Raw genomic sequence first — 23,617 nt, forward strand, 5'->3', positions numbered from 1 at the left:
TCGATCCTCTGTGCGCTTCTGGTGATTCGTAATCAGTCACACAAGGGGAGATTCTCGGCATCCCGGGGTGATGAATGGAGCAAATCCATTCCCAGGACGGTCAGTTGTGGTGCTGAATGGGGGTGCGGGGATACGCGACGGCGTGCGCCCGGCACGGCGGAAGGGCGTGCGCCACCGGCGGCTGAGAGGGGTTTGTTCGTGCCAGCTTTCCCATACAGCACCACACCGACGACGACAGCGGTCGCAGTCCCACCATCGCTCGCACTTCCGGTGATCGAGGCCGAGTTTCCCAGGCAGGTGCACGGGTATTGGCCCCAACTCCAGGAGAAGACACGCGGCTGGCTGCTGGAAAAGCGGCTCATGCCCGCGGACAAGGTGGAGGAACACGTCGACAGCCTGTGCTACACGGACCTCATGGCGGGGTACTTCATCGGCGCCCCCGACGAGGTGCTCCAGGCGATAGCGGACTTCAGCGCGTGGTTCTTCCTCTGGGACGACCGCCAGGACCGCGACGTCGTCCACGGCCGGCCCGCCGCCTGGGAGCGGCTGTGCCACGCGCTGCACACGGCCCTGGATTCCCCCCAGGACCACCTGCACCACCAGGACGCCCTGGTCGCGGGGTTCGCGGACAGTGTGCTGCGCTTCTACTCGTTCCGGTCGGCGCGGTGGAACGCCCGCTTCGCGCGGCACTTCCACGCGGTGATCGACGCCTACGACCGGGAATTCCAGAACCGCGTCGGAGACGTTGTGCCCACGGTCGAGGAATACCTCGCGCTGCGCCGTTTCACCTTCGCCCACTGGATCTGGACCGACCTGCTGGAGTCGAGCGCCGGCTGTGAACTCCCGGACGCCGTCCGGAAGAATCCCGCGTACCGGCGTCCGGCGCTGGTCAGTCAGGAATTCGCCGCCTGGTACAACGATCTGTGCTCACTGCCCAAGGAAATAGCGGGCGACGAGGTGCACAATCTCGGGATCAGTCTCGTCAAACACGACGGGCTGAGCCTGGAGGAGGCGATCGCGGAAATGCGCGGGCGCATCGAGGGGTGCGTATCCGAATTCCTGCTCGCGGAACAGGAGGGACTGCGATTCGCCGACGGCCTCGCGGACGGCACGGTACGGGGTAAGGAGCTCAGCGTCGCCGTAAGGGCCTGCCTCGGCAATATGCGGAACTGGTTCAGTTCCGTCTACTGGTTCCACCACGAGTCCGGCCGGTACATGGTCGACAGCTGGGAGGACCCGGCCACACCCCCGTACGTCGACGACGAAGGGGCGGGTGGGAAATGACCGCCGAATCAGTGCGGTCGGAAACCCGGCACAACGCCCCGGGATCGCACGAGCCACCGGTGGCCGGGGGCGGGGTGCCGCTTCTCGGCCACGGTCTGAGACTGGTCCGCGATCCGCTGGCCTTCATGTCCCAACTGCGCGACCACGGCGACGTCGTCCGGCTCCGGCTCGGCCCGAAGACGGTGTACGCGGTCACCACGCCCGCTCTCACGGGCGAGGTGGCCCTCAGCCCCGAGTTCATCATCTCCGGCCCGCTGTGGGAGTCCCTGGAGGGCCTGGTCGGCAAGGAGGGGGTGGCCACCTCCAACGGCGCGCTGCACCGGCGCCAGCGCCGTACCATCCAGCCCGCCTTCCGGCTCGACGCCATCCCCGCCTACGGGCCGGTCATGGAGGAGGAGGCGCACGCGCTGACCGAGCGATGGCGGCCCGGGGAGACGATCGACTGCGCCTCGGAGGCCTTCCGGATCGCCGTGCGCATCGCCGCCCGCTGCCTGCTGCGCGGCCAGTACATGGACGAGTGCGCCGACCGGCTGTGCGACGCGCTGGCCACCGTCTTCCGCGGGATGTACCAGCGGATGGTGGTGCCGCTCGGGCCGCTGTACCGGCTGCCGCTGCCGGCCAACCGCGAATTCAACCGCGCGCTGGCCGATCTGCATCTCCTTGTCGACGAGATCATCGCAGAGCGCCGGGCCTCCGGCCGGCATCCGGACGATTTGCTGACGGCATTGCTGACGGCGAAGGACGACAATGGCGAGCCCATCGGGGAGCAGGAGATCCACGACCAGGTGGTCGCGATACTCACTCCGGGCAGCGAAACGGTGGGAGCCACGATCATGTGGCTGCTCCGGGTGCTCGCGATACACCCGGAACACGGCGACCGGATCCGCGCGGAGGTCGAATCCGTGACCGGCGGCCGCCCCGTCGGATTCGACGACGTCCGCAGGCTCACGCACACCAACAATGTCGTCGTGGAGACGATGCGTTTGCGGCCCGCCGTATGGGTATTGACGCGGCGGGCGGTGACCGGGACCGAACTCGGTGGCTATCGCATTCCGGCCGGAGCGGACATCATCTACAGCCCTTACGCCGTCCAGCGTGATCGGCGCTCGTATCCGGACAACCTGGAGTTCGACCCGGACCGCTGGCTTCCCGAACGGGCCAAGGACGTACCGAAATATGCCATGAGCCCGTTCGGTGTGGGTAACCGCAAGTGCCCCAGCGACCACTTTTCGATGGCGCTTCTGAGTCTGTTCACCGCCGCGGTGGCGACGAAGTTCCGTTTCGAGGAGGTTCCCGGGTCGGACGGCACGCCCCGGGTCGGTATCACCCTGCGGCCGCAGAAGATGCTGGTGCGGCCGGTGCTCAGGTGAAGTGAGCGGCGCGGCGCGCGTTCAGGCGGCCTGCGGGCCCCGGAACGCGCGCCGGTAGGAGTTCGGGGTGGTGCCCAGTGCGCGGACGAACTGGTGCCGCAGCGCCGCCGCGGTGCCGAACCCCGTGCGGTCCGCGATCGTGTCCATGGTCTCGTCCGTCGCCTCCAGCAACCGCTGTGCCAGCAGCACGCGTTGGCGCAGCAGCCAGCGGTACGGAGTGGTACCCGTCTCCTGCTGGAAGCGGCGGGCGAAGGTCCGCGGCGACATATGGGCGCGGGCGGCGAGCTGTTCGACGGTGACCTCCTGGTCCAGGTGCTCCTCCATCCAGACCAGCACCTGGCCGACCGTGTCGCAGGAGGACTTCGGCAGTGGCCGCTCGACGTACTGGGCCTGCCCGCCGTCGCGGTGCGGGGGCACCACCATCCGCCGGGCGATCTTGTTGGCGACCTCCGGGCCCTGCTCCTTGCGCACGATGTGCAGACAGGCGTCGATGCCGGAGGCGGTGCCGGCCGAGGTGATCACCGGGTCCGCGTCCACGTACAGCACGTCCGGCTCGACCATCGCCCGCGGGAAGCGCCGGGCCAGTGTGTCCGCGTGCCTCCAGTGCGCCGCGCAGCGCCGCCCGTCCAGCAGGCCGGCGGCGCCCAGCACGAAGACGCCCGAGCAGACGCTGAGCACTCGCGCGCCCCTGTCCACCGCCCGGCGCAGCGCGTCCAGCAGTTCGGGCGGGTAGCCGCGCGAGGTGATGGCGTCCGCGGCCGGCACCGTGATCAGGTCGGCCTCCTCCAGCCGGTCCAGGCCGTGCGGTGTCGAGACCGTGAGGCCGGGGACATGCGTGCTCAGCGCCGGGCCCTCCGCGGAGACGACCGCGAAGTCGTAGACCGGCAGCCCCTCGTCGCTGCGGTCGAGTCCGAACACCTCGCAGACCACGCCGAGTTCGAAGGGGTGCACTCCGTCCAGCAGCACGGTGGCCACGTTTTTCAGCATGGCTCCAGTGTGCCCCCGCGGTGGCAGGATTTTGAAGGTGTACGGCAGTCCTGCCACTCACGGTAAGGAGCGTTCAGCGCGACATTGGTGTCCATGACTACGACACAGACGCAAGGCCTGATCTCGATGCTCGTCGTCCTCGGACTCCTGGTCCTCATGGTCCTGCCGTCGGTGGTCGGCATCGTCCACGACCGACGTGCCGACCGCCGGATCCGTCAGGCCCACGAGGACCAGGAGGGCCGCGAGAGCGGCGACGAGGCTCAGAAGTCCTCGTCCAGGTCGACGGTTCCCTCCACCGCCACCTGGTACGCCGACGGGCGCCGCTCGAAGAAGTTGGTCAGCTCCTGAACGCCCTGGAGCTCCATGAAGGAGAAGGGGTTCTCGGAGCCGTACACCGGAGCGAAGCCGAGGCGCGTCAGGCGCTGGTCGGCGACGCACTCCAGGTACTGCCGCATCGAGTCGGTGTTCATCCCCGGCAGGCCGTCACCGCACAGGTCGCGCGCGAACTGGAGCTCGGCCTCGACGGCCTCCCGCAGCATGTCGGTGACCTGCCGCTGGAGGTCGTCGTCGAAGAGGTCCGGCTCCTCCTTGCGCACGGTGTCGACCACGTCGAAGGCGAAGGACATGTGCATCGTCTCGTCGCGGAACACCCAGTTGGTGCCGGTGGCAAGACCGTGCAGCAGGCCGCGGCTGCGGAACCAGTAGACGTAGGCGAAGGCACCGTAGAAGAACAGGCCCTCGATGCACGCGGCGAAGCAGACGAGGTTGAGCAGGAAGCGCCGACGGTCCGCCTTCGTCTCCAACTGGTCCAGCTTCTCCACCGAGTCCATCCACTTGAAGCAGAACTCGGCCTTCTCCCGGATGGAGGGGATGTTCTCCACCGCGGCGAAGGCCGCGGCGCGGTCCTCCGGGTCGGGGAGGTAGGTGTCCAGCAGCGTCAGATAGAACTGGACGTGCACGGCCTCCTCGAACAGCTGCCTGCTCAGGTACAGGCGCGCCTCAGGGGAGTTGATGTGCTTGTAGAGCGTGAGCACCAGGTTGTTCGCCACGATCGAGTCACCGGTGGCGAAGAAGGCCACCAGCCGTCCGATCAGGTGCTGCTCGGCGGGGCTCAGCTTGGCGAGATCGGCGACGTCCGAGTGGAGGTCGACCTCCTCCACGGTCCAGGTGTTCTTGATGGCGTCCCGGTAGCGCTCGTAGAAGTCCGGGTAGCGCATCGGACGGAGCGTCAGCTCGAAGCCGGGGTCGAGCAGGTTCTTGGTCTCGCTGGTCATTACTGGCAGGCCTCGCAGGACTCGGGGTTTTCCAGGGAGCAGGCGACCGCCTCGGGGTCCGGCGTCGCCTGGACGGGGACAGTGGCGCGGGCGGCCCGCGCGATCCGGGTCGCGGGGCGGGAGCGCAGGTAGTACGTCGTCTTCAGGCCCTGCTTCCAGGCGTAGGCGTACATCGAGGAGAGCTTGCCGATGGTCGGCGTCTCCATGAACAGGTTCAGGGACTGGGACTGGTCCAGGAACGCGGTGCGGGCCGCGGCCATGTCGATCAGGCCGCGCTGCGGGATCTCCCACGCCGTGCGGTACAGCGTCCGCACGTCCTCGGGGATCCAGGCGAAGTCCTGCACCGAGCCGTTCGCCTCGCGCAGCGCCTCGCGGGTCCGGGCGTCCCAGACGCCGAGCGCCTTCAGATCGTTCACCAGGTACGAGTTGACCTGAAGGAACTCCCCGGAGAGTGTCTCGCGCTTGAAGAGGTTGGAGACCTGCGGCTCGATGCACTCGTACACGCCCGCGATCGAGGCGATGGTGGCGGTCGGGGCGATGGCGAGCAGCAGCGAGTTGCGCATGCCGACGGCGGCGATCCGCTCGCGCAGGGCCGCCCAGCGTTCCGGCCAGGTCAGCTCGACGTCGTAGTGGTCGGGGTGCAGCACGCCCCGGGCCGTACGGGTCTTCTCCCATGCGGGCAGCGGGCCCTCGCGCTCGGCGAGGTCGGCCGACGCCTCGTACGCGGCGAGCATGATCCGCTCGGCGATACGGGTGGACAGGGCCTTCGCCTCCGGGGAGTCGAAGGGCAGCCGCAGCTTGAAGAAGACGTCCTGAAGGCCCATGGCGCCCAGGCCCACCGGCCGCCAGCGGGCGTTGGAGCGGCCCGCCTGCTCGGTCGGGTAGAAGTTGATGTCCACCACGCGGTCGAGGAAGGTGACGGCGGTGCGGACGGTCTCGTCCAGCCGCTCCCAGTCGATGTCCCCGCCGGCCACGAACGCGCCGAGGTTGACCGAACCCAGGTTGCACACCGCCGTCTCGCCGTCGTCGGTGACCTCCAGGATCTCCGTGCAGAGGTTGGAGGAGTGGACGACGTGGCCGGGCTGTGCCGTCTGGTTGGCGGTGCGGTTGGCGGCGTCCTTGAAGGTCATCCAGCCGTTGCCGGTCTGCGCGAGGGTGCGCATCATGCGGCCGTACAGGTCGCGGGCCGGCATGGTCTTCCTCGCCAGGCCCCGCGCCTCCGCGGTGCGGTACGCGGCGTCGAACTCCTCGCCCCACAGGTCGGCCAGCTCCGGCACGTCCGCGGGGGAGAACAGCGACCACTGCCCGTCGGCGTTCACCCGGCGCATGAACTCGTCCGGGACCCAGTGCGCGAGGTTGAGGTTGTGCGTCCGGCGGGCGTCCTCGCCGGTGTTGTCGCGCAGCTCCAGGAACTCCTCGATGTCCGAGTGCCAGGTCTCCAGGTAGACCGCGGCGGCGCCCTTGCGCCGGCCGCCCTGGTTCACGGCGGCCACCGAGGCGTCCAGGGTCTTCAGGAACGGCACGATGCCGTTGGAGTGCCCGTTGGTGCCGCGGATCAGCGAACCGCGGGAGCGGATGCGGGAGTAGGCGATGCCGATGCCGCCGGCGTGCTTGGACAGACGGGCGACCTGGAGGTAGCGCTCGTAGATCGAGTCCAGCTCGTCCCTGGGGGAGTCGAGCAGGTAGCAGGACGACATCTGGGGGTGACGCGTCCCGGAGTTGAAGAGCGTGGGGGAGGAGGGCAGGTAGTCGAGGCGGCTCATCAGCCCGTAGAGCGCCTCGACCTCGTCGACCGACCGCGCGGTGGCGTCCTGCGCGAGACCCGCCGCGACCCGCAGCATGAAGTGCTGCGGCGTCTCGATCACCTTGCGGGTGATCGGGTGCCGCAGCAGGTACCGGCTGTGCAGGGTGCGCAGGCCGAAGTAGCCGAAGCGGTCGTCGGCGGCCCGGTCGATCAGCGCGTCCAGGCGGTCGGCATGGGCGCGTACGAACTCGGCCGTCCGGTCGGCGATGAGGCCCTCGCGATGCCCCACGGCGACCGAGTCGGTGAAGGAGGCGACGCCCTGGGAGGCGGCCTCGGCGCGGACGGCGAGGGTCAGCAGCCTGGCCGCGAGCCGGGAGTAGGCGGGGTCCTCGGAGATGAGCCCGGCGGCCGCCTCCGTGGCCAGCTCGCGCAACTCGGCCTCGTCGGCCCGCGCCGACCGGCCGCGCAGCGCGGCGGCGGCGACCCGGCCGGGGTCGGCGTCGGGGAGGTCGGCGGTCAGCTCGGTCAGGGTCCGCAGCAGTACGGCACCTGGACCGTCGGTTTCCGGAGCTGTGACTGAAACCGGGTCTGCTGGCGCGATGGTCACGTGGAGCTCTCCCTCGCTCGGCACGGGGCCTCGCCGAGGGCAGGGGGCGGCACACGAGCGCACGCGGCGCCGCGTCCACCGGCCCATTCCACGAGGCCCGGACGTCAGGGCACCCGGACCGGACGGCCGGGCGCACTGTCGGCAGGTCCTCGGACTGACGCTCGTGGCGGCCCATGGGGGCATACGTGCACGAGTACACCGTTGCGGGACAGTTCCGGATTCGCACCGGATTCCCCTGCGGCGACAGTGAGCACGAGCATACATCTTGTGCTGAGTGAGTCGGGCACCCCCATATGTTGTGCCGCGTCGACTCCGGAACGTGTCAGAATGTCAACTCGTAGGTGAGCAGCATGATGTCGTCCAGGTGCGGGAGGGGGTTCCAGTCCCGGCCCGGCGTGCGGACGAAGCCCAGACGCTCGTAGATGCGGTGGGCGGTGTGCATGGTGCCCTGGGTGGACAGCACCACGCGGACACAGCCCTGCACGGCCCGTGCCCGGTCCAGGCAGGCCCGTACGAGGGCCTCGCCGACGCCTCGGCCGCGCGCCGTGTGGGCGACCGCGAGCATCCGTATCTCGGTCTCCCCGGGACCGGCGAGGTCGGCCATGGGGCCAGTGCCGGGGACGAAGGTCACGCCGCCGAGCACCGTCCCGTCCGCCACCGCCACCAGCACCTCGGCCGCGGCCGCCCGCTTGGCCACGTCCCGCAGCTCGCCGAGATACTCGTCGCTCTCGCCGAAGTCGAGGAGCCCGTCCCGGAGGTAGGCCTGGGCGGTGATCTCACCGAGGGTGCCGTACTCGCCGGGTTCCACCGGCCGGATCGCGATGTCCATGGCCCGAGTGTGCCGCACGGGCACGGCAGCGGGCCGCCGGATTTCTCCGGCGGCCCGTGGGATGCCCCTCCCGGGTGTCAGTGCGGCGCCGCCGCCGTGGTCGGCGGGAGCTCCACCTCGACGCCCGGGTCGCCGGCGTCCGCCGTGTAGTCCTCCGGCCGGGTCTCGTCCACGCCCTGAGGCGCCTTGACCGCCCTCAGCACGAACGTCAGGACCACCGCGACGACCGCGTTGAGCACGAACGCCGTCAGGCCGATGTAGCCGATCTCGCCGATGCCCGGGATCTCCTTCGCCGAACCGCCGAAGTGCTTCTGCGTCGGCGAGGCGACCCCGTAGGCGGCGACCGTGCCGTAGACCATGCCGACCGCCCAGCCCGCCAGCAGCGCCCAGCGGTGGAACCAGCGGGTGAACAGGCCGCCGACCAGGGCCGGGAAGGTCTGCAGGATCCAGATGCCGCCGAGCAGCTGGAAGTTGATGGCGACCGTCTTGTCCATGGTCAGGACGAAGACCAGCGCGCCCACCTTGACCAGCAGCGACACGATCTTGGAGACCCGGGTCTCCTCCTTCGGCGTCGCGTGCGGGCGGAGGAAGTCCTTGTAGATGTTGCGGGTGAACAGGTTCGCGGCGGCGATCGACATGATGGCCGCCGGCACCAGCGCGCCGATGGCGATCGCCGCGAACGCCACGCCCGCGAACCAGTCCGGGAACATGTTCTCGAACAGCTGCGGAATGGCCAGCTGGCCGTTCTTCACCTGCACGCCCGCCGCGATCGCCATGAAGCCCAGCAGGGCGAGCAGGCCCAGCATCAGCGAGTACAGCGGCAGGATCGTGGTGTTGCGGCGGATCACCTCGCGGCTGCGCGAGGACAGGGTCGCGGTGATCGAGTGCGGGTACATGAACAGCGCGAGCGCGGAGCCCAGGGCCAGCGTGGCGTACGTCCACTGGCCGGCCGCCGCCGGCACCAGGCCGCCCGTCCCCGACTCGCTGAACTTCTGGTCCGCCTTGGCGAACACCTCGCCGAAGCCGCCCAGCTTGATCGGGATGTAGATGATGGCCACCGCGATCACGATGTAGATCAGGGTGTCCTTCACGAACGCGATCAGCGCGGGCGCGCGCAGTCCCGACGAGTAGGTGTAGGCCGCCAGCACACCGAAGGCGATCAGCAGCGGCAGGTCCTTCACGAACCAGTGGGTGCTGTCGCCGCCACCGACGCCCATCACGTCAAGCACGGCCTGGATGCCGACCAGTTGGAGCGCGATGTACGGCATGGTCGCGAGGATGCCGGTGAGCGCCACCGCCAGCGACAGGCTCTTGGAGCCGAACCGGCCGCGGACGAAGTCCGAGGTGGTCACGTATCCGTGCCGGTGGGACACCGACCACAGCCGCGGCAGGAACGTGAAGATCAGCGGGTAGACCAGGATCGTGTACGGCACCGCGAAGAAGCCGGCCGCGCCCGTGGCGTAGACGGCGGCCGGCACGGCCACGAAGGTGTAGGCGGTGTACAGGTCGCCGCCGAGCAGGAACCAGGTCACCCAGGTGCCGAACGACCGGCCGCCCAGGCCCCATTCGTCCAGGCTGTGCTCGTTCTCGGCACGGCGCCAGCGCGAGGCCAGGAAGCCCATGACGGTGACGAGCAGGAAGAAGAAGACGCAGACGCCGAGCGCGACGCCGTTGACACCGTCCTTCACTTGACCGCACCCCCGTCCTCGGGCGTGGCGGCAGGGGCGGTCCGCGCGGCCCGCGAGGCCCGGGCGGCGCGCTGATCACGCAGCCACAGCCGGTATGCGGTCATCGTCAGGGCCGCGGAGAGGACCACCCACAGCATCTGGTACCAGTAGAAGAACGGGATCCCTGTGAACACCGGATCCGTCTTCGCGTACGACCCCACCCACAGCAGCGCCACGAAGGGGGCGACGAGGCAGAGGGCGATGACGACCCGTAAGGGTGTCACCACCGCTCTGGTGGCTTCCGGGGCATTCGACATGTGGCGACTCCGTCCCCTAGCTGATCACCGGCGAGCGTCCGTGCAGTGCGCAGGCAATCTAGGTCACGGTGTCACAGGTGCGGAATCCCTCGCGCGCATGACGCCGCGGACCGCCACGAGATTCTTACGCCATCACAGGACCCTTACTCCTGTGGCCGCTTGAGACGCGCCACGAACTTGTAGCGGTCCCCGCGGTACACCGACCGCACCCACTCCACCGGCCGGCCCTCGCGGTCCAGGGAGTGCCGGGAGAGCAGCAGCATCGGCAGGCCCACGTCGGTGCCGAGCAGGCCCGCCTCGCGCGGAGTGGCCAGCGAGGTCTCGATGGTCTCCTCGGCCTCTGCGAGATGGACGTCGTAGACCTCGGCGAGGGCGGTGTAGAGGGAGGTGTACTTCACCAGGCTGCGCCGCAGCGCGGGGAAGCGCTTGGCCGACAGGTGAGTGGTCTCGATGGCCATCGGCTCGCCGTTGGCCATGCGCAGCCGCTCGATGCGCAGCACGCGCCCGCCGGCGGTGATGTCGAGCAACTCGGCCAGGCGGTCGTCGGCGGTCACGTAGCCGATGTCCAGCAGCTGCGAGGTCGGCTCCAGGCCCTGGGCGCGCATGTCCTCGGTGTAGGAGGTCAGTTGCAGTGCCTGGGAGACCTTCGGCTTGGCGACGAAGGTGCCCTTGCCCTGGATGCGCTCCAGCCGGCCCTCGACGACGAGTTCCTGGAGCGCCTGCCGCACCGTGGTGCGCGAGGTGTCGAACTCGGCCGCCAGGGTCCGCTCCGGCGGGACCGGAGTGCCCGGCGGCAGCGTCTGCGTGATGTCGAGCAGGTGCTTCTTCAGGCGGTAGTACTTGGGCACGCGCGCGGTACGGACGGTCGCCCCACCCTCGTTCTCCGCACTGCTGACGTCGGTGCTCATGCTCCGCCTTCCCGGCTCCAGTGCCGAAGCGGCCGACGTCCCGTCGGCCCCGGCTCACATCGTGGCACGGCTTCGCGTGCCGGGTGGTCACCCGTACGCTCCGTGATCTCCTCTGTATACCGTTGCGACTCCGGCTGGTCTAGTCCATCGCCCCGGCCAGGGCGGGTGGTCCACCTGGCCAGGGCGGCCGGCAGGCCGCGTGCGACCGCCACTGGTCCAGTGGAACGCGGGCGTCCATTTTGCCGGACGAACAATGAAAGGTCCCTGCATATCGCGGTCGCATAACGGACCACGTGAGCGGGTCGGCGCACTCTTGACAGCCCTATTGGTCTGGGCCAAGCTCCCCGTACTGGTCTACACCATTGGTCCAGGTCCCGGCCCCACGGGCGGTTACGCGCCGACGCTCGGATGTCGCTCAACCGCGGGGAGGCAGGGGGGTTTGTGGCATCCCTGAGGAGGGTGGCGTGAAGCGCAAGCTGGTAGCCGCGATCGGTATCGCGGGCATGATGGTCTCCGTCGCGGCGTGTGGGGGCGGCAAGGGCGACGACGGGGACAAGGCCAAGAGCGGCAAGGACGGCTACGCCGGCCAGACGCTCACCGTGTGGGTGATGGACGGCTCGTCCCCGGACCAGTGGCAGAAGGACGTCACCGCGGCCTTCGAGGCCAAGACCAAGGCGAAGGTCAAGTTCGAGATCCAGCAGTGGGACGGCATCCAGCAGAGGCTGACCACCGCCCTGTCCGAGGAGAACCCGCCGGACGTCTTCGAGGTCGGCAACACCCAGACCCCGGCCTACGCCAAGACCGGAGGCCTCGCCGACCTCGCGGACCTGAAGTCCTCGATCGGCGGCGACTGGACCGCGTCCCTCAACAACTCGTCCGTCTTCGACGGCAAGCAGTACGCGGCGCCGTGGTACTTCGCCAACCGTGTCGTCCTCTACAACAAGAAGCTCTGGGCCGACGCCGGCATCAAGGACACGCCCAAGACCCGCGACGAGTTCTACGCCGACCTCAAGAAGGTCGGTGACAAGACCGGTGCCGAGCCGATCTACCTGCCCGGCCAGAACTGGTACCACTTCGTCGGCCTGGTGGTCGGCGAGGGCGGCGAGCTGGTGAAGAAGGACGGCGACAAGTACGTCTCCAACCTGGCCGACCCGAAGGTCGCCGCCGCCATGGAGACCTACAAGAAGTTCCAGGCCCTGTCCAAGGCGCCCAAGGACAAGGACGAGGCCAACCCGCAGCAGGGCGAGGTCTTCGCCAAGGGCAAGGTCGGCGCCTTCATCGGCATGGGCTGGGAGGCCGGTATCGCGATCAAGGCCAACCCGAAGATCGAGAAGGAGATCGGCTACTTCACCATCCCGGGCGTCACGGCCGACAAGCCCGAGGGCGTCTTCCTCGGCGGCTCCAACCTCGCCGTCGCCGCGGGCAGCAAGAAGCAGGAACTCGCCCGGGAGTTCCTGAAGATCGCCCTGTCCGACCAGTACGAGGGTCAGCTCGCCAAGGAGAACGGCGTCATCCCCAACAAGGAGTCGCTGCAGAGCAACCTCCAGGGCAACGCCGTCGCCGAGGCCGCCGCCCCGGCCGCCGCTGGCGGCGGCACCACGCCGCTGATCCCGGAGTGGGCCGCGGTGGAGAACGATCCGAACCCGGTCAAGGCATACATGACCGCCGTGCTGAACGGGAAGTCCCCGGCCGAGGCCGCCAAGCAGGTCGAGGGCGAGTTCAACAAGCGCCTGGCGCAGAAGCAGTAGCACCGGGTGAGCCGGGGCGGGGCAGCCGTACGACGGACGGCCCCGCCCCGGCACCTGTACGCGGGTCGACGTACCTAGGGCCCCTCGGCCGAGAAGAGAGATCGCGAGCATGACCGTGCAGACCGAACGGCCGCCCTCAGGCCCGGTGGACGCCCGCAGGGCGGACGGCCGGGCATCCGGCGGTCCGACACCGCGAGCCGCCTCGCGCAGGGGCGGGGCGGCCCCCTATCTGTTGCTGCTGCCCGCCTGCGCGGCCACCGCGCTGCTGCTCGGCTGGCCGCTGCTGAAGGACTTCCTGCTGTCGTTCCAGAACCTCAACATGACGCAGCTGATCCAGCACGTCACCGAGTGGAACGGCGTCGACAACTACAAGGAGACCCTCACCAGCGAGGACTTCTGGCGAGTCACCCTCCGCTCGGTCCTGTTCACGGCGGTCAACGTCGCCCTGATCATGGTCCTGGGCACGTTGATCGGCCTGCTGCTCGCCCGCCTCGGCAAGCGCATGCGGTTCGCGTTGCTGATCGGCCTGGTGCTGGCCTGGGCCATGCCCATCGTGGCGGCCAGCACCGTCTACCAGTGGCTGTTCGCCCAGCGTTTCGGTGTCGTCAACTGGGTGCTGGACAAGCTCGGCTGGCACTCGATGGCCGACTACAGCTGGACCAGCAGCCAGATGTCGACGTTCTTCGTCATCACCGCGCTGATCGTGTGGGGGTCCATCCCGTTCGTCGCGATCAACCTGTACGCGGCGACCACCACCATCCCCGCCGAGCTGTACGAGGCGGCATCCCTCGACGGCGCCGGTGCCTGGCGGAGCTTCACCACGGTCACCCTGCCGTACCTGCGGCCCTTCCTCTACGCGACGACCTTCCTGGAGATCATCTGGGTCTTCAAGGCGTTCGCACAGGTCCTTCTCATCAACAACGGCGGCCCGGACCGGCTCACCGAGATCTTTCCCGTCTACGCCTACATCGAGGGCATCGGCAACCAGCACTACGGCATGGGTGCGGCGATCGCCGTCCTGACCATCCTGATGCTGCTCGGGCTGACCGCCTACTACCTCAGGATCGTGCTCAAGCAAGAGGAGGACGAGCTGTGAAGCGCTCGCTCTTCGGCCGCCTGTGGCCCAACGCCATGGCCGTCGTCCTGTTCATCGGCTTCGTCTTCCCCGTGTACTGGATGTTCTCCACGGCGTTCAAGCCGACCGGCGACATCATCTCCGAGGACCCGGTCTGGTTCCCCGTCGACTTCACCTTCGAACACTTCAGGACGGCGACACAGGTCGACCACTTCTGGACGTACGTCACCAACTCGGTGACCGTCACGGTCCTCGCCGTCGTCTTCTCGCTGATCATCGCGTTGGCCGGCTCCTTCGCCCTGGCGCGGATGCGGTTCAAGGGGCGGCGCGGCTTCGTCATCGGCTTCATGCTGGCCCAGATGGCGCCCTGGGAAGTCATGATCATCGCCATCTACATGATCGTGCGGGACGCGTCGATGCTGAACAGCCTCGTGCCCCTGACGCTCTTCTACACGATGATGATCCTGCCCTTCACCATCCTGACGCTGCGCGGCTTCGTCGCCGCCGTGCCGAAGGAACTGGAGGAGGCGGCCATGGTGGACGGCTGCTCCCGTATGACGGCCTTCCGCCGGGTCATCCTGCCGCTGCTCGCCCCGGGCCTGATGGCCACCTCGCTGTTCGGCTTCATCACCGCCTGGAACGAGTTCGCCCTCGTCCTGGTGCTGAACAAGGACATCGAGGCCAAGACGCTGCCGCTGTGGCTGTCCAGCTTCCAGACCCAGTTCGGCGACGACTGGGGCGCGACCATGGCGGCCTCCTCCCTCTTCGCCGTCCCGATCCTGATCCTCTTCGTCTACCTCCAGCGCAAGGCTGTCAGCGGCCTGACCGCGGGCGCCGTGAAGGGATAACGCCACCCGATGACGACAATCGCCAGCGGCACCGACACACTCACCCGCGACGCGCTGACCGTCCTCCAGCCCGGCTTCACCGGGACCACGGCCCCCGACTGGCTGCTCCGGCGCCTGGGCGAGGGCCTGTCCTCGGTCGGCCTGTTCGGCCGGAACATCGCCTCGCCCGAACAGTTGGCCGCCCTCACCGCCCAGTTGCGCGCCGAACGCGAGGACGTTCTGGTCGCCATCGACGAGGAGGGCGGCGACGTCACCCGTCTGGAGGTGCGCACCGGCTCCAGCTTCCCCGGCAACCACGCGCTGGGCGCGGTGGACGACGTGGAACTGACCCAGGCCGTCGCGCGCGAACTCGGCAGGCGGCTGGCCGTGTGCGGAGTGAACTTCAACTGGGCGCCCTCCGCGGACGTCAACTCCAACCCCGGCAACCCGGTCATCGGCGTACGGTCCTTCGGGGCCGCCACCGACCTGGTCGCCCGGCACACCGCCGCCTACGTCACCGGCCTCCAGTCCGCCGGGGTCGCCGCCTGCACCAAGCACTTCCCCGGGCACGGCGACACCGCCGTGGACTCCCACCACGCGATGCCCCGCATCGACGTGGGCGCCGAGGTGCTCCAGGAGCGCGAACTGGCCCCGTTCCGCGCGGCGATCGCCGCCGACAGCAAGGCCGTGATGAGTGCCCACATCCTGGTGCCGGCCCTGGACCCCGACCTTCCGGCAACGTTGTCCCGCCGGGTGCTGACGGACCTCCTGCGCGGCGAACTCGGCTACGAGGGCCTGATCGTCACCGACGGCATGGAGATGCGGGCCATCGCGGACAACTACGGCCTCCGGCGCGGCAGCGTCCTGGCCATCGCCGCCGGGGCCGACGCGATCTGCGTGGGCGGCGGACTGGCCGACGAGGAGACCGTGACCGGTCTGCGCGACGCCCTGGTCGCCGCGGTCCGCTCCGGCGAACTGCCCGAGGAGCGGCTGGCGGACGCGGCCGACCGGGTCCGCGCCCTAGCCCGCTGGACCACCGCGGCCGCGGGCCCGGCCGGGACGCGCGGCGACGCCGACCCGGTGGTCGGGCTGCGGGCGGCCCGGCGCGCGCTGCGCGTCACCGCCGCGGAGGACTTCACCCCGCTCACGGATCCGCCCTACGTCGCCGCCCTCACCCCCGTCGCCAACATCGCCGTCGGCGACGAGACTCCGTGGGGCGTGGCCGCCGAGCTCTGCCGCCTCCTGCCGGGCACCCGGACGGGCAGCTTCGCCGGCGAGGACGCGGGCCGCGCGGCCCTTCAGGAGGCCGGCACCCGGCGGGTGGTGGCCGTCGTCCGCGACGAGCACCGCCACCCCTGGATGGCGGCCGCCCTGGACACCCTGCTCACGGCCCGCCCCGACACGGTGATCGTCGAGATGGGCGTCCCCCAGGCGCCCCCACGAGGCGCCCTCCACATCGCCACCCACGGCGCGGCCCGCGTCTGCGGCCGAGCAGCGGCGGAGGCCATCACGGGCGGGTGAACCGCCTGCCGGCGCCCACACCGCCGCTGTCGGCCACTCGACCGCCCGGGTCCGTGACCTCCCGGCGCACCACCGGTGACACACAGCAGACAGCGGCGCCCCGGTGGGCCAGGAGCGGGGCGGTACTGGTCCCTGCGGACCCGGTCCGCGACGCCTTCCGCAGGTCCGGGAGCCGGGAGGTGTTCTTCGGGGCGGACCCGAGCGGGCGCTGCCTGGGCCCGGCCCGGGAGGCGTTGCGCGGTGGTTTTGGCCCCGGCGAGCCCGGGTGGGCGCCGCCTGGTGGCCCCCCGGGGCCCGGGGCGGGGCATTCGCCCCGGCCGACCGGGCGGCTACTGCCTGGGACCGGGCCCACCGCCCGGAGGGGGTGGCATCTGCCCCTATCGACCCGGCAGTGGCCGCCTGCGACCCGTTTCGCGAGGCCTTTCGCGGGGCCGGGAGCGGGGAGGTGCTTCTCCCTCGGCGACGTGGACGGTCGTGGCCCGGGACCGGGCCGGTGAGGTGGCCCGCAGAGCCGGGAGCGGGGGGATGTGCCCTTCCGGCTGTCCCAGGCGGTCGCCGCCTGGGACCCGTTCCGCGAGGCCTTTCGCAGGGCCCGGAGCGGGGAGGTGTTCCCTTCCGGCTGACCTGGGCAGTGGCCGCCTGGGATCTGTTCCGCGAGGCCTTTCGCAGGGTCGGGAGCCCGGCGTGCCGGCCGACCCGCGCCGGGATTCCTCCCCGGCCGACCCGGGCGTGCCGGCTCGGGCTTCCGTGGCGAGGTGGGGGCGGGGCGGCGCCGGCCCGCTCGGCGCCCAGCCGGCGGGACGGTCGCCCGGCGCTGCCGTGCCTCGGGACTGCCCGCTGCCGCGGTTGTGACCCCGCCACGCCCGCCGCCGTGGCGGCACCATGCGTGTGAGGCCGCCCCCGCCACGCCTTACGGCTGTCGACGCGGCGACGCCGGCCGCCCCCTGCGGGGTGGCCGGCGTCGCCGCGGATCGGGCCGCGCGAGTGGCTAAATACCCTGCCAGTCCGGCTTGTTGTTGTACGTGTGGCGGAAGTAGTCGGCGAGCTTCAGCTTGGACGCGGCGGCCTCGTCGACGACGACCGTCGCGTGCGGGTGGAGCTGAAGGGCCGAGGCGGGGCAGACGGCGGCCAGCGGGCCCTCGACGGTCGCCGCGACCGCGTCCGCCTTGCCCTCGCCCGTGGCCAGCAGCACCAGGTGCCGCGCCTCCAGGATCGTCCCGATGCCCTGCGTGATGACGTGGTGCGGCACCTGGTCGACATCGCCGTCGAAGAAGCGCGCGTTGTCGGCGCGGGTCTGCTCGGTCAGGGTCTTGATCCGGGTGCGCGAGGCGAGCGACGAGCACGGCTCGTTGAACCCGATGTGCCCGTCGGTCCCGATCCCGAGCAGTTGCAGGTCGACGCCGCCGGCCTCGGCCAGGGCCCGGTCGTAGGCCGCGCAGGCCGACAGGACGTCCTCGGCGGTGCCGTCGGGCCCGAGGAAGGCGTCCATCCCGATGCCGAGGGGCTCCAGCACCTCCCGGCGCAGCACCGAGCGGTAGGACTCGGGGTGGTCGGCGGGCAGCCCCACGTACTCGTCGAGCTGGGCGATCCGCGCCCGCGAGATGTCCGCGGCGCCGGAGCGCACCTTGGCCGCCAGCGCCTCGTACACGGGCAGGGGAGTGGAGCCCGTGGCCACGCCGAGCAGGGCGTCGGGCTTGCGCCGGAGCAGCCGCGCCATCGCCTCGGCGATGAGTTCGCCGCCCGCTCTGGCATCCGGAACGATGACAACTTCCACGCTGGGCCTGCCGATCTGAGGAGGATCTGGAGGGGACGGACCCGACAACGGGGGTCGTGTGGTTTAGACCAATCCAAGCCCAATCTAACAGAGTCGGGCCCGTCCGTGCGGTACTCCTCCGCCCGCGTGCCCGAGGCGGTGGGGACGGCAGCCCGGGGGGATCGCGACCGGCGTGCGACGGCGTGAGCCGGGGGAGTCGAGGCGCTCACGGAAATCCACCGCGCCATCCGGCCCCGCCGCCGAGCTGGGCGGGCTAGGCTGCGGGGAGCGTGCCGGGAGATCCGGTCGGCAGGCCGGCCCGACTCCGTCCCGACCGGTCGTTCGGTGAAGAAAACACAACAACCGCCGTCCCGCACATGGACAGGGCAAGTGGTCTAGTCCAGAATGCTGTGAGACGTCTAGAAGAGCGCACGCGCGCGGCACCGCCCGCGCACGACAGGTGAACGCACGAGCCTCCGTCTTCCCCGCACAGGAAGGCGGACCGAGGATCCGGAGCTCTCTGCCCTGACTGCTTCGGTTCCTCATCCTTCGGCCGACCGGGACCGCACGCCCGCGGCCGATGCTGCTCCGGGCTGCGGTGCCGGGAGGGTTGAGGGTCCCTCTCAGGCGCCGCGGCCCGCGGGTGTCTCCGGGGCCCGGCGTCTCCGCTTATTTCAGGACCGTACAAACGCCCGGGTACGCTCGCAGACGTGCCCTCCATGAACGAACTCGTACGCCAGCACACCGCGCTCGACGACTCCGATCTCGAGTGGCTGCACATGCTGGTCTCGGAGTGGCAGCTGCTCTCCGACCTCTCCTTCGCCGACCTGGTCCTGTGGGTCCCCACCCTGGATGGCACCCGGTACGTCTCGGTCGCCCAGATGCGGCCCAACACCGGACCCACCTCCTACCAGAACGACATGGTCGGCCACCTCGTCCCGCGCGGCCGCCGCCCGATGCTGGACGCCGCGCTCGACGAGGGCCGGATCGTGCGGGAGGGCGACCCCGAGTGGCGCGAGGAGGTCCCGGTCCGCGTCGAGTCCATCCCGGTGCGGCGGGAGGGGCGCGTCCTCGGCGTCATCGCGCGCAACACCAACCTGCTGACCGTGCGCACCCCGAGCCGGCTGGAGCTGACGTATCTGCAGAGCGCCTCGGACCTGGCGCAGATGATCGCGGCCGGTTCCTTCCCGTTCCCGGACCAGCAGGTCGACATGGACGCCTCGCCGCGCGTCGGCGACGGCCTGATCCGGCTGGACGCGGACGGCATCGTCCAGTACGCCTCGCCCAACGCGCTCTCCGCCTACCACCGCCTCGGCCTCGCCGCCGACCTCGTCGGCCACCACCTGGGCGAAACCACCGCCGAACTCGCCCCCTCCCGGGCCCCGGTGGACGAGGCGCTGGTGAAGCTGGCCAGTGGCTGGGCGCCCCGGGAGTTCGAGATCGAGGCCCACGACGGGGTGATCCAGTTCCGGGCGATCCCGCTCAAGCCCAAGGGCACCCGCATAGGTTCGCTGGTGCTGCTCCGGGACGTGACCGAACTGCGCCGACGCGAGCGGGAGTTGATCACCAAGGACGCGACGATCCGGGAGATCCACCACCGGGTCAAGAACAACCTCCAGACGGTGGCGGCCCTGCTCAGGCTCCAGGCCCGGCGCATCGAGTCCGCACGCGGCCGGGAGGCCCTGGAGGAGGCGGTCCGCCGGGTCGGGTCGATCGCCATCGTGCACGAGACGCTGTCCCAGAACCTGGACGAGCGCGTGGAGTTCGACGAGATCGCCGACCGGGTGCTGGCGATGGTCGCCGAGATCTCGCCGGGCAAGGTGACCGGGCGGCGCAGCGGCCGCTTCGGGATCCTGGACGCCGAGGTCGCCACCCCGCTGTCGATGGTGCTGACCGAGGTTCTGCAGAACGCCCTGGAACACGGCTTCGGCGAGGGCGATACGGGGACGGTGGAGGTCTCCGCGGTCCGCGGCGGCACCTCGCGCGAGGCCCGACTGCTCGTCACCGTTCAGGACGACGGCGTGGGTCTGCCCGACGGCTTCGACCCGCACAGCTCCGGCAACCTCGGCCTCCAGATCGTACGGACCCTGGTCGAGGGGGAGTTGGGCGGCACCTTCGACATGGTGCCGGCCCCGGAGCGCGGCACCCGGGTGATCCTCGACATTCCCGTGCAAGCACACAAGTAGCCCGCACGGCAACAGCATCGGACCCCGCACAGCAAAGAGCCTCGGACCGAAATCGGTCCGAGGCCAGTCGCTCGTTGCGGCTTGTGTGCGCATCGGGGGTACTGCGCGCTGCGGCTCGGGGGCGGGAGATGCGTACTCGCTGTACGCGCCGCCAAGCTCAGGCTGTCAGCGGGGTGGCTGTGGTCAGGCGGAGGCCTGACGAGCCCGGTTGCGGGCGGCGCGGCGCTTCATCGCGCGGCGCTCGTCCTCGCTGAGACCACCCCAGACGCCGGAGTCCTGACCGGACTCGAGCGCCCACTGCAGGCACTGCTCCATAACCGGGCAGCGACGGCAGACGGCCTTGGCTTCCTCGATCTGCAGCAGCGCAGGACCGGTGTTGCCGATGGGGAAGAACAGCTCGGGGTCTTCCTCGCGGCAAACGGCGTTGTGACGCCAGTCCATGGCTGCTACCTCTCTTGGTGTGACGTGCGGTTGCTTGTGAATGTGAACGCTTTCACGAATCCCTCAACAAGGGAAGGGCCGACTGCCAGGTTCCCTGGCGTGGTCCTGTGATTTGGAGAGGGGTTCCGGTGATCTCTGGGGCCCGTGTGGTGGGCCGTCCCGATCGCCACGTAGAGACTCGCAAACCTCGGCGGCGGATACAACCCCTTCCGGAAAGTTTTTTTTGATTCCTCGGTGTCGACTAGGTCACAGCCGTACTTCCATGGGGTGGATCCTGGCCTAAACGTTCGAGTGAAAGGACTTTGGGCCCTTCTACTCACACAATCACACGCAGTGCACGGCGTACGCCTGTGAACGTCACGCTTCTACGCAGCCCCAGGTGGTCACCGTCCATCTGGAGGGGGAGCGGCACCTTCGAATGCAAGGTGAAGCGGCTCAGATCGTGCAGGGAGGCCGCATGCCTGCCATGGGGGCCGCGGTCGAGGGACGAAGTGAGCAACTGGGTGCCATACCGGGCAACCGCGGCGGTGGACAGACGGCTGAGACCGAGCACGTCGAGCCCGGTATCGAACGAGGCCTTAGGCGACGTGTACATCGGGCGATTGCCGAGATACGTCCACGGCGAGGTGTTCGACACTATCGCCACCACCAGTTCGGTGAGCGGGTCCTCCCCGGGCCGCTCCAGGGTGATCGTCCCGTGCCGGCGGCTCTGCTCCCCGAGGAACTGGCGGACCACCTGCCGTACGTACAGGGCGTGCGTGGACTTCTTGCCGCGCTCGCGCTGCTGCTCCACGCGGCCGACCACGCCGGCGTCGAAGCCGAGCCCGGCGTTGAAGGTGAACCAGCGCTCCGGCACCGCCGCGTCGTCGGTACCGGGCGTGCCCGAGGCCAGTCCCAGGCCGACCGTGCGCTCGCCGCCCCGGCGCAGGGCGTCCAGGATCGCGCCGGTGGCCTCCACGGCGTCGTTGGGCAGGCCCAGGGCGCGGGCGAAGACGTTGGTGGAACCGCCGGGCACCACCGCCAGGCGCGGCAGGCGCTCGGGGTCCGGGCCGCGGTGCAGCAGGCCGTTGACGACCTCGTTGACCGTGCCGTCGCCGCCGAGGGCCACCACCAGGTCGATGTCCTCGCTGTCCGCGGCCTGCCGGCCGAGGTCGCGGGCGTGGCCGCGGTACTGGGTGGTGACCGCGTCCAGCTTCATCTCGCTGGCGAGCGCGTGGATCAGGACGTCGCGCGTACGTGCGCTTGTGGTGGTTGCCGCCGGATTGACCACGAGTAGTGCACGCATGAGGTGCAGCGTACCTACCGGACAGTACCCGCCCCACCCCGAGGTAGGGACTGGGTAAGAGATCGGGACGTGAGCCTGCACACGGTGGTCCGTGCCGCGAGGGCTACGCTGCTGGGGTGAGCAGTGACCGCAACCCCACCCCCAGGACCACGGACGGCACGGACGCCCCGGATACAGCGGGTCCGCGCCCGCGGCGGCTGACGTACGCGGCGGCGCTGGCCGCCCTGGAAGGGCTCGTGCTGGTGGCCGGCGGGATTTGGATGCTCGTTGCGGGCATCAGCGGCCATGAGGGCGACCGGCAGACCGGCGTCACCGGCGGCATCACGGTGATCGTGCTCGCGCTGCTGCCGCTGCTCGCCGCCCGCGGACTGCTGCTGCGCCGCAGCTGGAGCCGGGGACCGGCGGTCATCACGCAGATCATGGCGCTGCCCGTCGCCTACACCCTGCTGCGGGCCGACGGCCTGGCCATCCCGGCCGGCATCGCGCTCGCCGTGGTGGCCGTGGCGTCGCTGGTGCTGCTCGTGAACCCGGAGACGACGCAGGCCCTCGGCATCAAGGGCCCGGGCCGGGCCGGGGAGACCGGGCAGCGATAGCCCCGCGGCCGGCCTCCGCCCCGGCCGTTCCGGTCCCCGCGGTCCTCGCGGCCCTTCCGCTACTCCTCCACCAGCAGCTTCTCCCGCAGCTGGGCCAGTGTGCGGGCCAGCAGCCGGGAGACGTGCATCTGTGAGATGCCGACCTCCTGCGCGATCTGCGACTGGGTCATGTTGCCGAAGAAGCGCAGCAGCAGGATCCGCTTCTCGCGCGGCGGGAGATCCTCCAGCAGCGGCTTCAGCGACTCCCGGTACTCCACGCCCTCCAGCGCCTCGTCCTCGGCGCCCAGGGTGTCCGCGACCGCCGGGGACTCGTCGTCCGTGTCGGGCACGTCCAGGGACAGCGTGGAGTAGGCGTTGGCCGACTCCAGGCCCTCCAGGACCTCCTCCTCGGAGATGGCGAGCTTCTCGGCGAGTTCGTGCACCGTCGGGGAGCGGCCGTGCAGCTGGGACAGCTCGGCCGTCGCGGTGGTCAGCGCCAGGCGCAGCTCCTGGAGCCGACGCGGCACACGCACCGCCCAGCCCTTGTCCCGGAAGTGCCGCTTGATCTCGCCGACGACCGTCGGAGTCGCGTACGTGGAGAACTCCACGCCGCGGTCAGGGTCGAAGCGGTCGACCGACTTGATCAGGCCGATGGTGGCGACCTGCGTGAGGTCGTCCAGCGGCTCGCCGCGGTTGCGGAAGCGGCGCGCGAGGTGCTCGACGAGCGGCAGGTGCATGCGGACCAGCTGGTTGCGCAGCTCGGCGTACTGCGCGCTGCCCTCCTTCAGGGAGCGCAGTTCGACGAACATGGCACGCGCGCCACTGCGGTCCTGAGGGTCGTGTCGCGCGTTGTGCACGATCGGTGCGGCCCGCGACCCGGCCTCGGAGTCTCGCTCGTGCTCGCTCATCGTCCCGCCCGCTGCCCTTCCCCGAGCCCTCGCCTCCTTCCCCGAGCCCTCGCCGTTCTCGCCTTCGCTCGAACAGGGGGAGTCTCCGTGAGGGGGAGGACCGCCGTGGCCGGCGACCAGCGGCTCGTCCTCCGGGTGCGGCCTGGCCTGCTCCGGGATGCCGTCGATACCGTCCGCCGCGCGCCGGGCCGCGGCCGGACCGCCCCGGGCGGCCCCGCCCGGGGCTCCGGCCCCGTCCGCGCGTGCGGGAGTCCCGCCCTCGGCCGGCATCTCCCGTGTGCCGCGCTCTTCGTCCCGCACCGGCCCGTCCCCGT

Annotated in this window: 20 protein-coding genes and 1 riboswitch; of the genes, 9 read left to right on the top strand and 11 right to left on the bottom strand. The window is 70.2% G+C overall.

What is annotated here, in order from left to right:
- The first annotated feature begins 198 nt into the window (after positions 1-198).
- A complete protein-coding gene (gene cyc1 / locus ABZ818_RS15640) occupies positions 199-1,284 on the top strand; it encodes an epi-isozizaene synthase (protein ID WP_361414483.1) in 1,086 nt (361 codons plus the stop codon).
- Positions 1,281-2,654 (top strand): cytochrome P450, encoded by a 1,374-nt coding sequence (locus ABZ818_RS15645; RefSeq protein ID WP_361414485.1) that lies wholly within the window; start codon positions 1,281-1,283, stop codon positions 2,652-2,654. Before cyc1 ends, ABZ818_RS15645 begins: the two co-directional genes overlap by 4 nt.
- A gap of 21 nt (positions 2,655-2,675) precedes the next feature.
- Here ABZ818_RS15645 and ABZ818_RS15650 read toward each other — a convergent pair whose 3' ends face one another.
- The gene (locus ABZ818_RS15650) at positions 2,676-3,641 is read right to left on the bottom strand and encodes a helix-turn-helix domain-containing protein (protein WP_361414487.1); all 966 of its coding nucleotides are present in this window, start codon (positions 3,639-3,641) and stop codon (positions 2,676-2,678) included.
- Between the two features lie 93 nt (positions 3,642-3,734).
- On the opposite strand from ABZ818_RS15650, the gene ABZ818_RS15655 reads away from it, so the two are divergent.
- Entirely contained in the window at positions 3,735-3,989 is a 255-nt protein-coding gene (locus tag ABZ818_RS15655; protein ID WP_361414489.1) for a hypothetical protein, read from the top strand.
- On the opposite strand, the gene ABZ818_RS15660 is transcribed toward ABZ818_RS15655, so the two are convergent.
- The 6 genes from ABZ818_RS15660 to ABZ818_RS15685 all read right to left on the bottom strand — a co-directional run bounded on the left by ABZ818_RS15660 (position 3,902) and on the right by ABZ818_RS15685 (position 10,987).
- Entirely contained in the window at positions 3,902-4,915 is a 1,014-nt protein-coding gene (locus ABZ818_RS15660; protein ID WP_361414491.1) for a ribonucleotide-diphosphate reductase subunit beta, read from the bottom strand. The genes ABZ818_RS15655 and ABZ818_RS15660 overlap by 88 nt on opposite strands.
- Positions 4,915-7,266, bottom strand: coding sequence for a ribonucleoside-diphosphate reductase subunit alpha (locus ABZ818_RS15665; RefSeq protein WP_361414493.1), 2,352 nt, complete (start codon positions 7,264-7,266; stop codon positions 4,915-4,917). The genes ABZ818_RS15660 and ABZ818_RS15665 overlap by 1 nt, the downstream gene beginning before the upstream one ends.
- A gap of 122 nt (positions 7,267-7,388) precedes the next feature.
- Positions 7,389-7,543: riboswitch (cobalamin riboswitch) on the bottom strand.
- A gap of 45 nt (positions 7,544-7,588) precedes the next feature.
- Positions 7,589-8,095, bottom strand: coding sequence for a GNAT family N-acetyltransferase (locus tag ABZ818_RS15670; protein WP_361414495.1), 507 nt, complete (start codon positions 8,093-8,095; stop codon positions 7,589-7,591).
- A 77-nt stretch (positions 8,096-8,172) separates the two neighbouring features.
- On the bottom strand, positions 8,173-9,783 hold the full coding sequence (mctP, locus tag ABZ818_RS15675) for a monocarboxylate uptake permease MctP (RefSeq protein WP_361414497.1): 1,611 nt from the start codon (positions 9,781-9,783) through the stop codon (positions 8,173-8,175).
- On the bottom strand, positions 9,780-10,079 hold the full coding sequence (locus ABZ818_RS15680) for a DUF3311 domain-containing protein (RefSeq protein WP_361414499.1): 300 nt from the start codon (positions 10,077-10,079) through the stop codon (positions 9,780-9,782). Before ABZ818_RS15680 ends, mctP begins: the two co-directional genes overlap by 4 nt.
- A 143-nt stretch (positions 10,080-10,222) precedes the next feature.
- Positions 10,223-10,987, bottom strand: a complete 765-nt coding sequence (locus ABZ818_RS15685; protein ID WP_141358515.1) for a GntR family transcriptional regulator — start codon at positions 10,985-10,987, stop codon at positions 10,223-10,225.
- Positions 10,988-11,451: 464 nt separating this feature from the next.
- On the opposite strand from ABZ818_RS15685, the gene ABZ818_RS15690 reads away from it, so the two are divergent.
- The 4 genes from ABZ818_RS15690 to ABZ818_RS15705 all read left to right on the top strand — a co-directional run bounded on the left by ABZ818_RS15690 (position 11,452) and on the right by ABZ818_RS15705 (position 16,158).
- Positions 11,452-12,735: an extracellular solute-binding protein gene (locus tag ABZ818_RS15690; protein ID WP_361414501.1), complete on the top strand. Its 1,284-nt coding sequence runs from the start codon at positions 11,452-11,454 to the stop codon at positions 12,733-12,735.
- 109 nt (positions 12,736-12,844) lie between these two features.
- Positions 12,845-13,831: a sugar ABC transporter permease gene (locus ABZ818_RS15695; RefSeq protein ID WP_361414503.1), complete on the top strand. Its 987-nt coding sequence runs from the start codon at positions 12,845-12,847 to the stop codon at positions 13,829-13,831.
- On the top strand, positions 13,828-14,658 hold the full coding sequence (locus ABZ818_RS15700) for a carbohydrate ABC transporter permease (RefSeq protein WP_361414505.1): 831 nt from the start codon (positions 13,828-13,830) through the stop codon (positions 14,656-14,658). The genes ABZ818_RS15695 and ABZ818_RS15700 overlap by 4 nt, the downstream gene beginning before the upstream one ends.
- Before the next feature lie 9 nt (positions 14,659-14,667).
- Entirely contained in the window at positions 14,668-16,158 is a 1,491-nt protein-coding gene (locus ABZ818_RS15705; RefSeq protein ID WP_361414507.1) for a glycoside hydrolase family 3 protein, read from the top strand.
- A gap of 988 nt (positions 16,159-17,146) precedes the next feature.
- Here the strand turns inward: ABZ818_RS15705 and nagB are convergent.
- On the bottom strand, positions 17,147-17,932 hold the full coding sequence (nagB, locus tag ABZ818_RS15710) for a glucosamine-6-phosphate deaminase (RefSeq protein ID WP_361414509.1): 786 nt from the start codon (positions 17,930-17,932) through the stop codon (positions 17,147-17,149).
- A gap of 698 nt (positions 17,933-18,630) precedes the next feature.
- Here nagB and ABZ818_RS15715 point away from each other — a divergent pair.
- A complete protein-coding gene (locus ABZ818_RS15715) occupies positions 18,631-20,097 on the top strand; it encodes a PAS domain-containing sensor histidine kinase (RefSeq protein ID WP_361414618.1) in 1,467 nt (488 codons plus the stop codon).
- A 183-nt stretch (positions 20,098-20,280) separates the two neighbouring features.
- Here the strand turns inward: ABZ818_RS15715 and ABZ818_RS15720 are convergent, their stop codons facing one another.
- Complete coding sequence (locus ABZ818_RS15720) at positions 20,281-20,538, bottom strand: WhiB family transcriptional regulator (protein ID WP_016639615.1); 258 nt, start codon at positions 20,536-20,538, stop codon at positions 20,281-20,283.
- 316 nt (positions 20,539-20,854) lie between these two features.
- Positions 20,855-21,823 carry a diacylglycerol kinase family protein gene (locus tag ABZ818_RS15725; RefSeq protein WP_361414511.1) on the bottom strand — a complete coding sequence of 323 codons (969 nt, stop codon included), beginning with the start codon at positions 21,821-21,823 and terminating at the stop codon, positions 20,855-20,857.
- 116 nt (positions 21,824-21,939) lie between these two features.
- Here ABZ818_RS15725 and ABZ818_RS15730 point away from each other — a divergent pair, with 116 nt between their 5' ends.
- Positions 21,940-22,416, top strand: a complete 477-nt coding sequence (locus ABZ818_RS15730; RefSeq protein WP_361414513.1) for a hypothetical protein — start codon at positions 21,940-21,942, stop codon at positions 22,414-22,416.
- A gap of 59 nt (positions 22,417-22,475) precedes the next feature.
- Here the strand turns inward: ABZ818_RS15730 and ABZ818_RS15735 are convergent, their stop codons facing one another.
- Positions 22,476-23,603, bottom strand: coding sequence for an RNA polymerase sigma factor SigF (locus tag ABZ818_RS15735; RefSeq protein ID WP_361414515.1), 1,128 nt, complete (start codon positions 23,601-23,603; stop codon positions 22,476-22,478).
- Positions 23,604-23,617: the final 14 nt, after the last annotated feature.

The sequence above is a fragment of the Streptomyces sp. NPDC047453 genome (genome assembly GCF_040643155.1).
Lineage (GTDB): Bacteria > Actinomycetota > Actinomycetes > Streptomycetales > Streptomycetaceae > Streptomyces.

Coding starts and splice junctions, on each gene's coding strand:
- ABZ818_RS15685 (WP_141358515.1), bottom strand. CDS start 10,987: ATGAGCACCGACGTCAGCAGTGCGGAGAACGAGGGTGGGGCGACCGTC.
- ABZ818_RS15695 (WP_361414503.1), top strand. CDS start 12,845: ATGACCGTGCAGACCGAACGGCCGCCCTCAGGCCCGGTGGACGCCCGC.
- ABZ818_RS15720 (WP_016639615.1), bottom strand. CDS start 20,538: ATGGACTGGCGTCACAACGCCGTTTGCCGCGAGGAAGACCCCGAGCTG.
- ABZ818_RS15670 (WP_361414495.1), bottom strand. CDS start 8,095: ATGGACATCGCGATCCGGCCGGTGGAACCCGGCGAGTACGGCACCCTC.
- ABZ818_RS15655 (WP_361414489.1), top strand. CDS start 3,735: ATGACTACGACACAGACGCAAGGCCTGATCTCGATGCTCGTCGTCCTC.
- ABZ818_RS15645 (WP_361414485.1), top strand. CDS start 1,281: ATGACCGCCGAATCAGTGCGGTCGGAAACCCGGCACAACGCCCCGGGA.
- ABZ818_RS15680 (WP_361414499.1), bottom strand. CDS start 10,079: ATGTCGAATGCCCCGGAAGCCACCAGAGCGGTGGTGACACCCTTACGG.
- ABZ818_RS15715 (WP_361414618.1), top strand. CDS start 18,631: ATGAACGAACTCGTACGCCAGCACACCGCGCTCGACGACTCCGATCTC.
- ABZ818_RS15650 (WP_361414487.1), bottom strand. CDS start 3,641: ATGCTGAAAAACGTGGCCACCGTGCTGCTGGACGGAGTGCACCCCTTC.
- ABZ818_RS15705 (WP_361414507.1), top strand. CDS start 14,668: ATGACGACAATCGCCAGCGGCACCGACACACTCACCCGCGACGCGCTG.
- ABZ818_RS15725 (WP_361414511.1), bottom strand. CDS start 21,823: ATGCGTGCACTACTCGTGGTCAATCCGGCGGCAACCACCACAAGCGCA.
- ABZ818_RS15660 (WP_361414491.1), bottom strand. CDS start 4,915: ATGACCAGCGAGACCAAGAACCTGCTCGACCCCGGCTTCGAGCTGACG.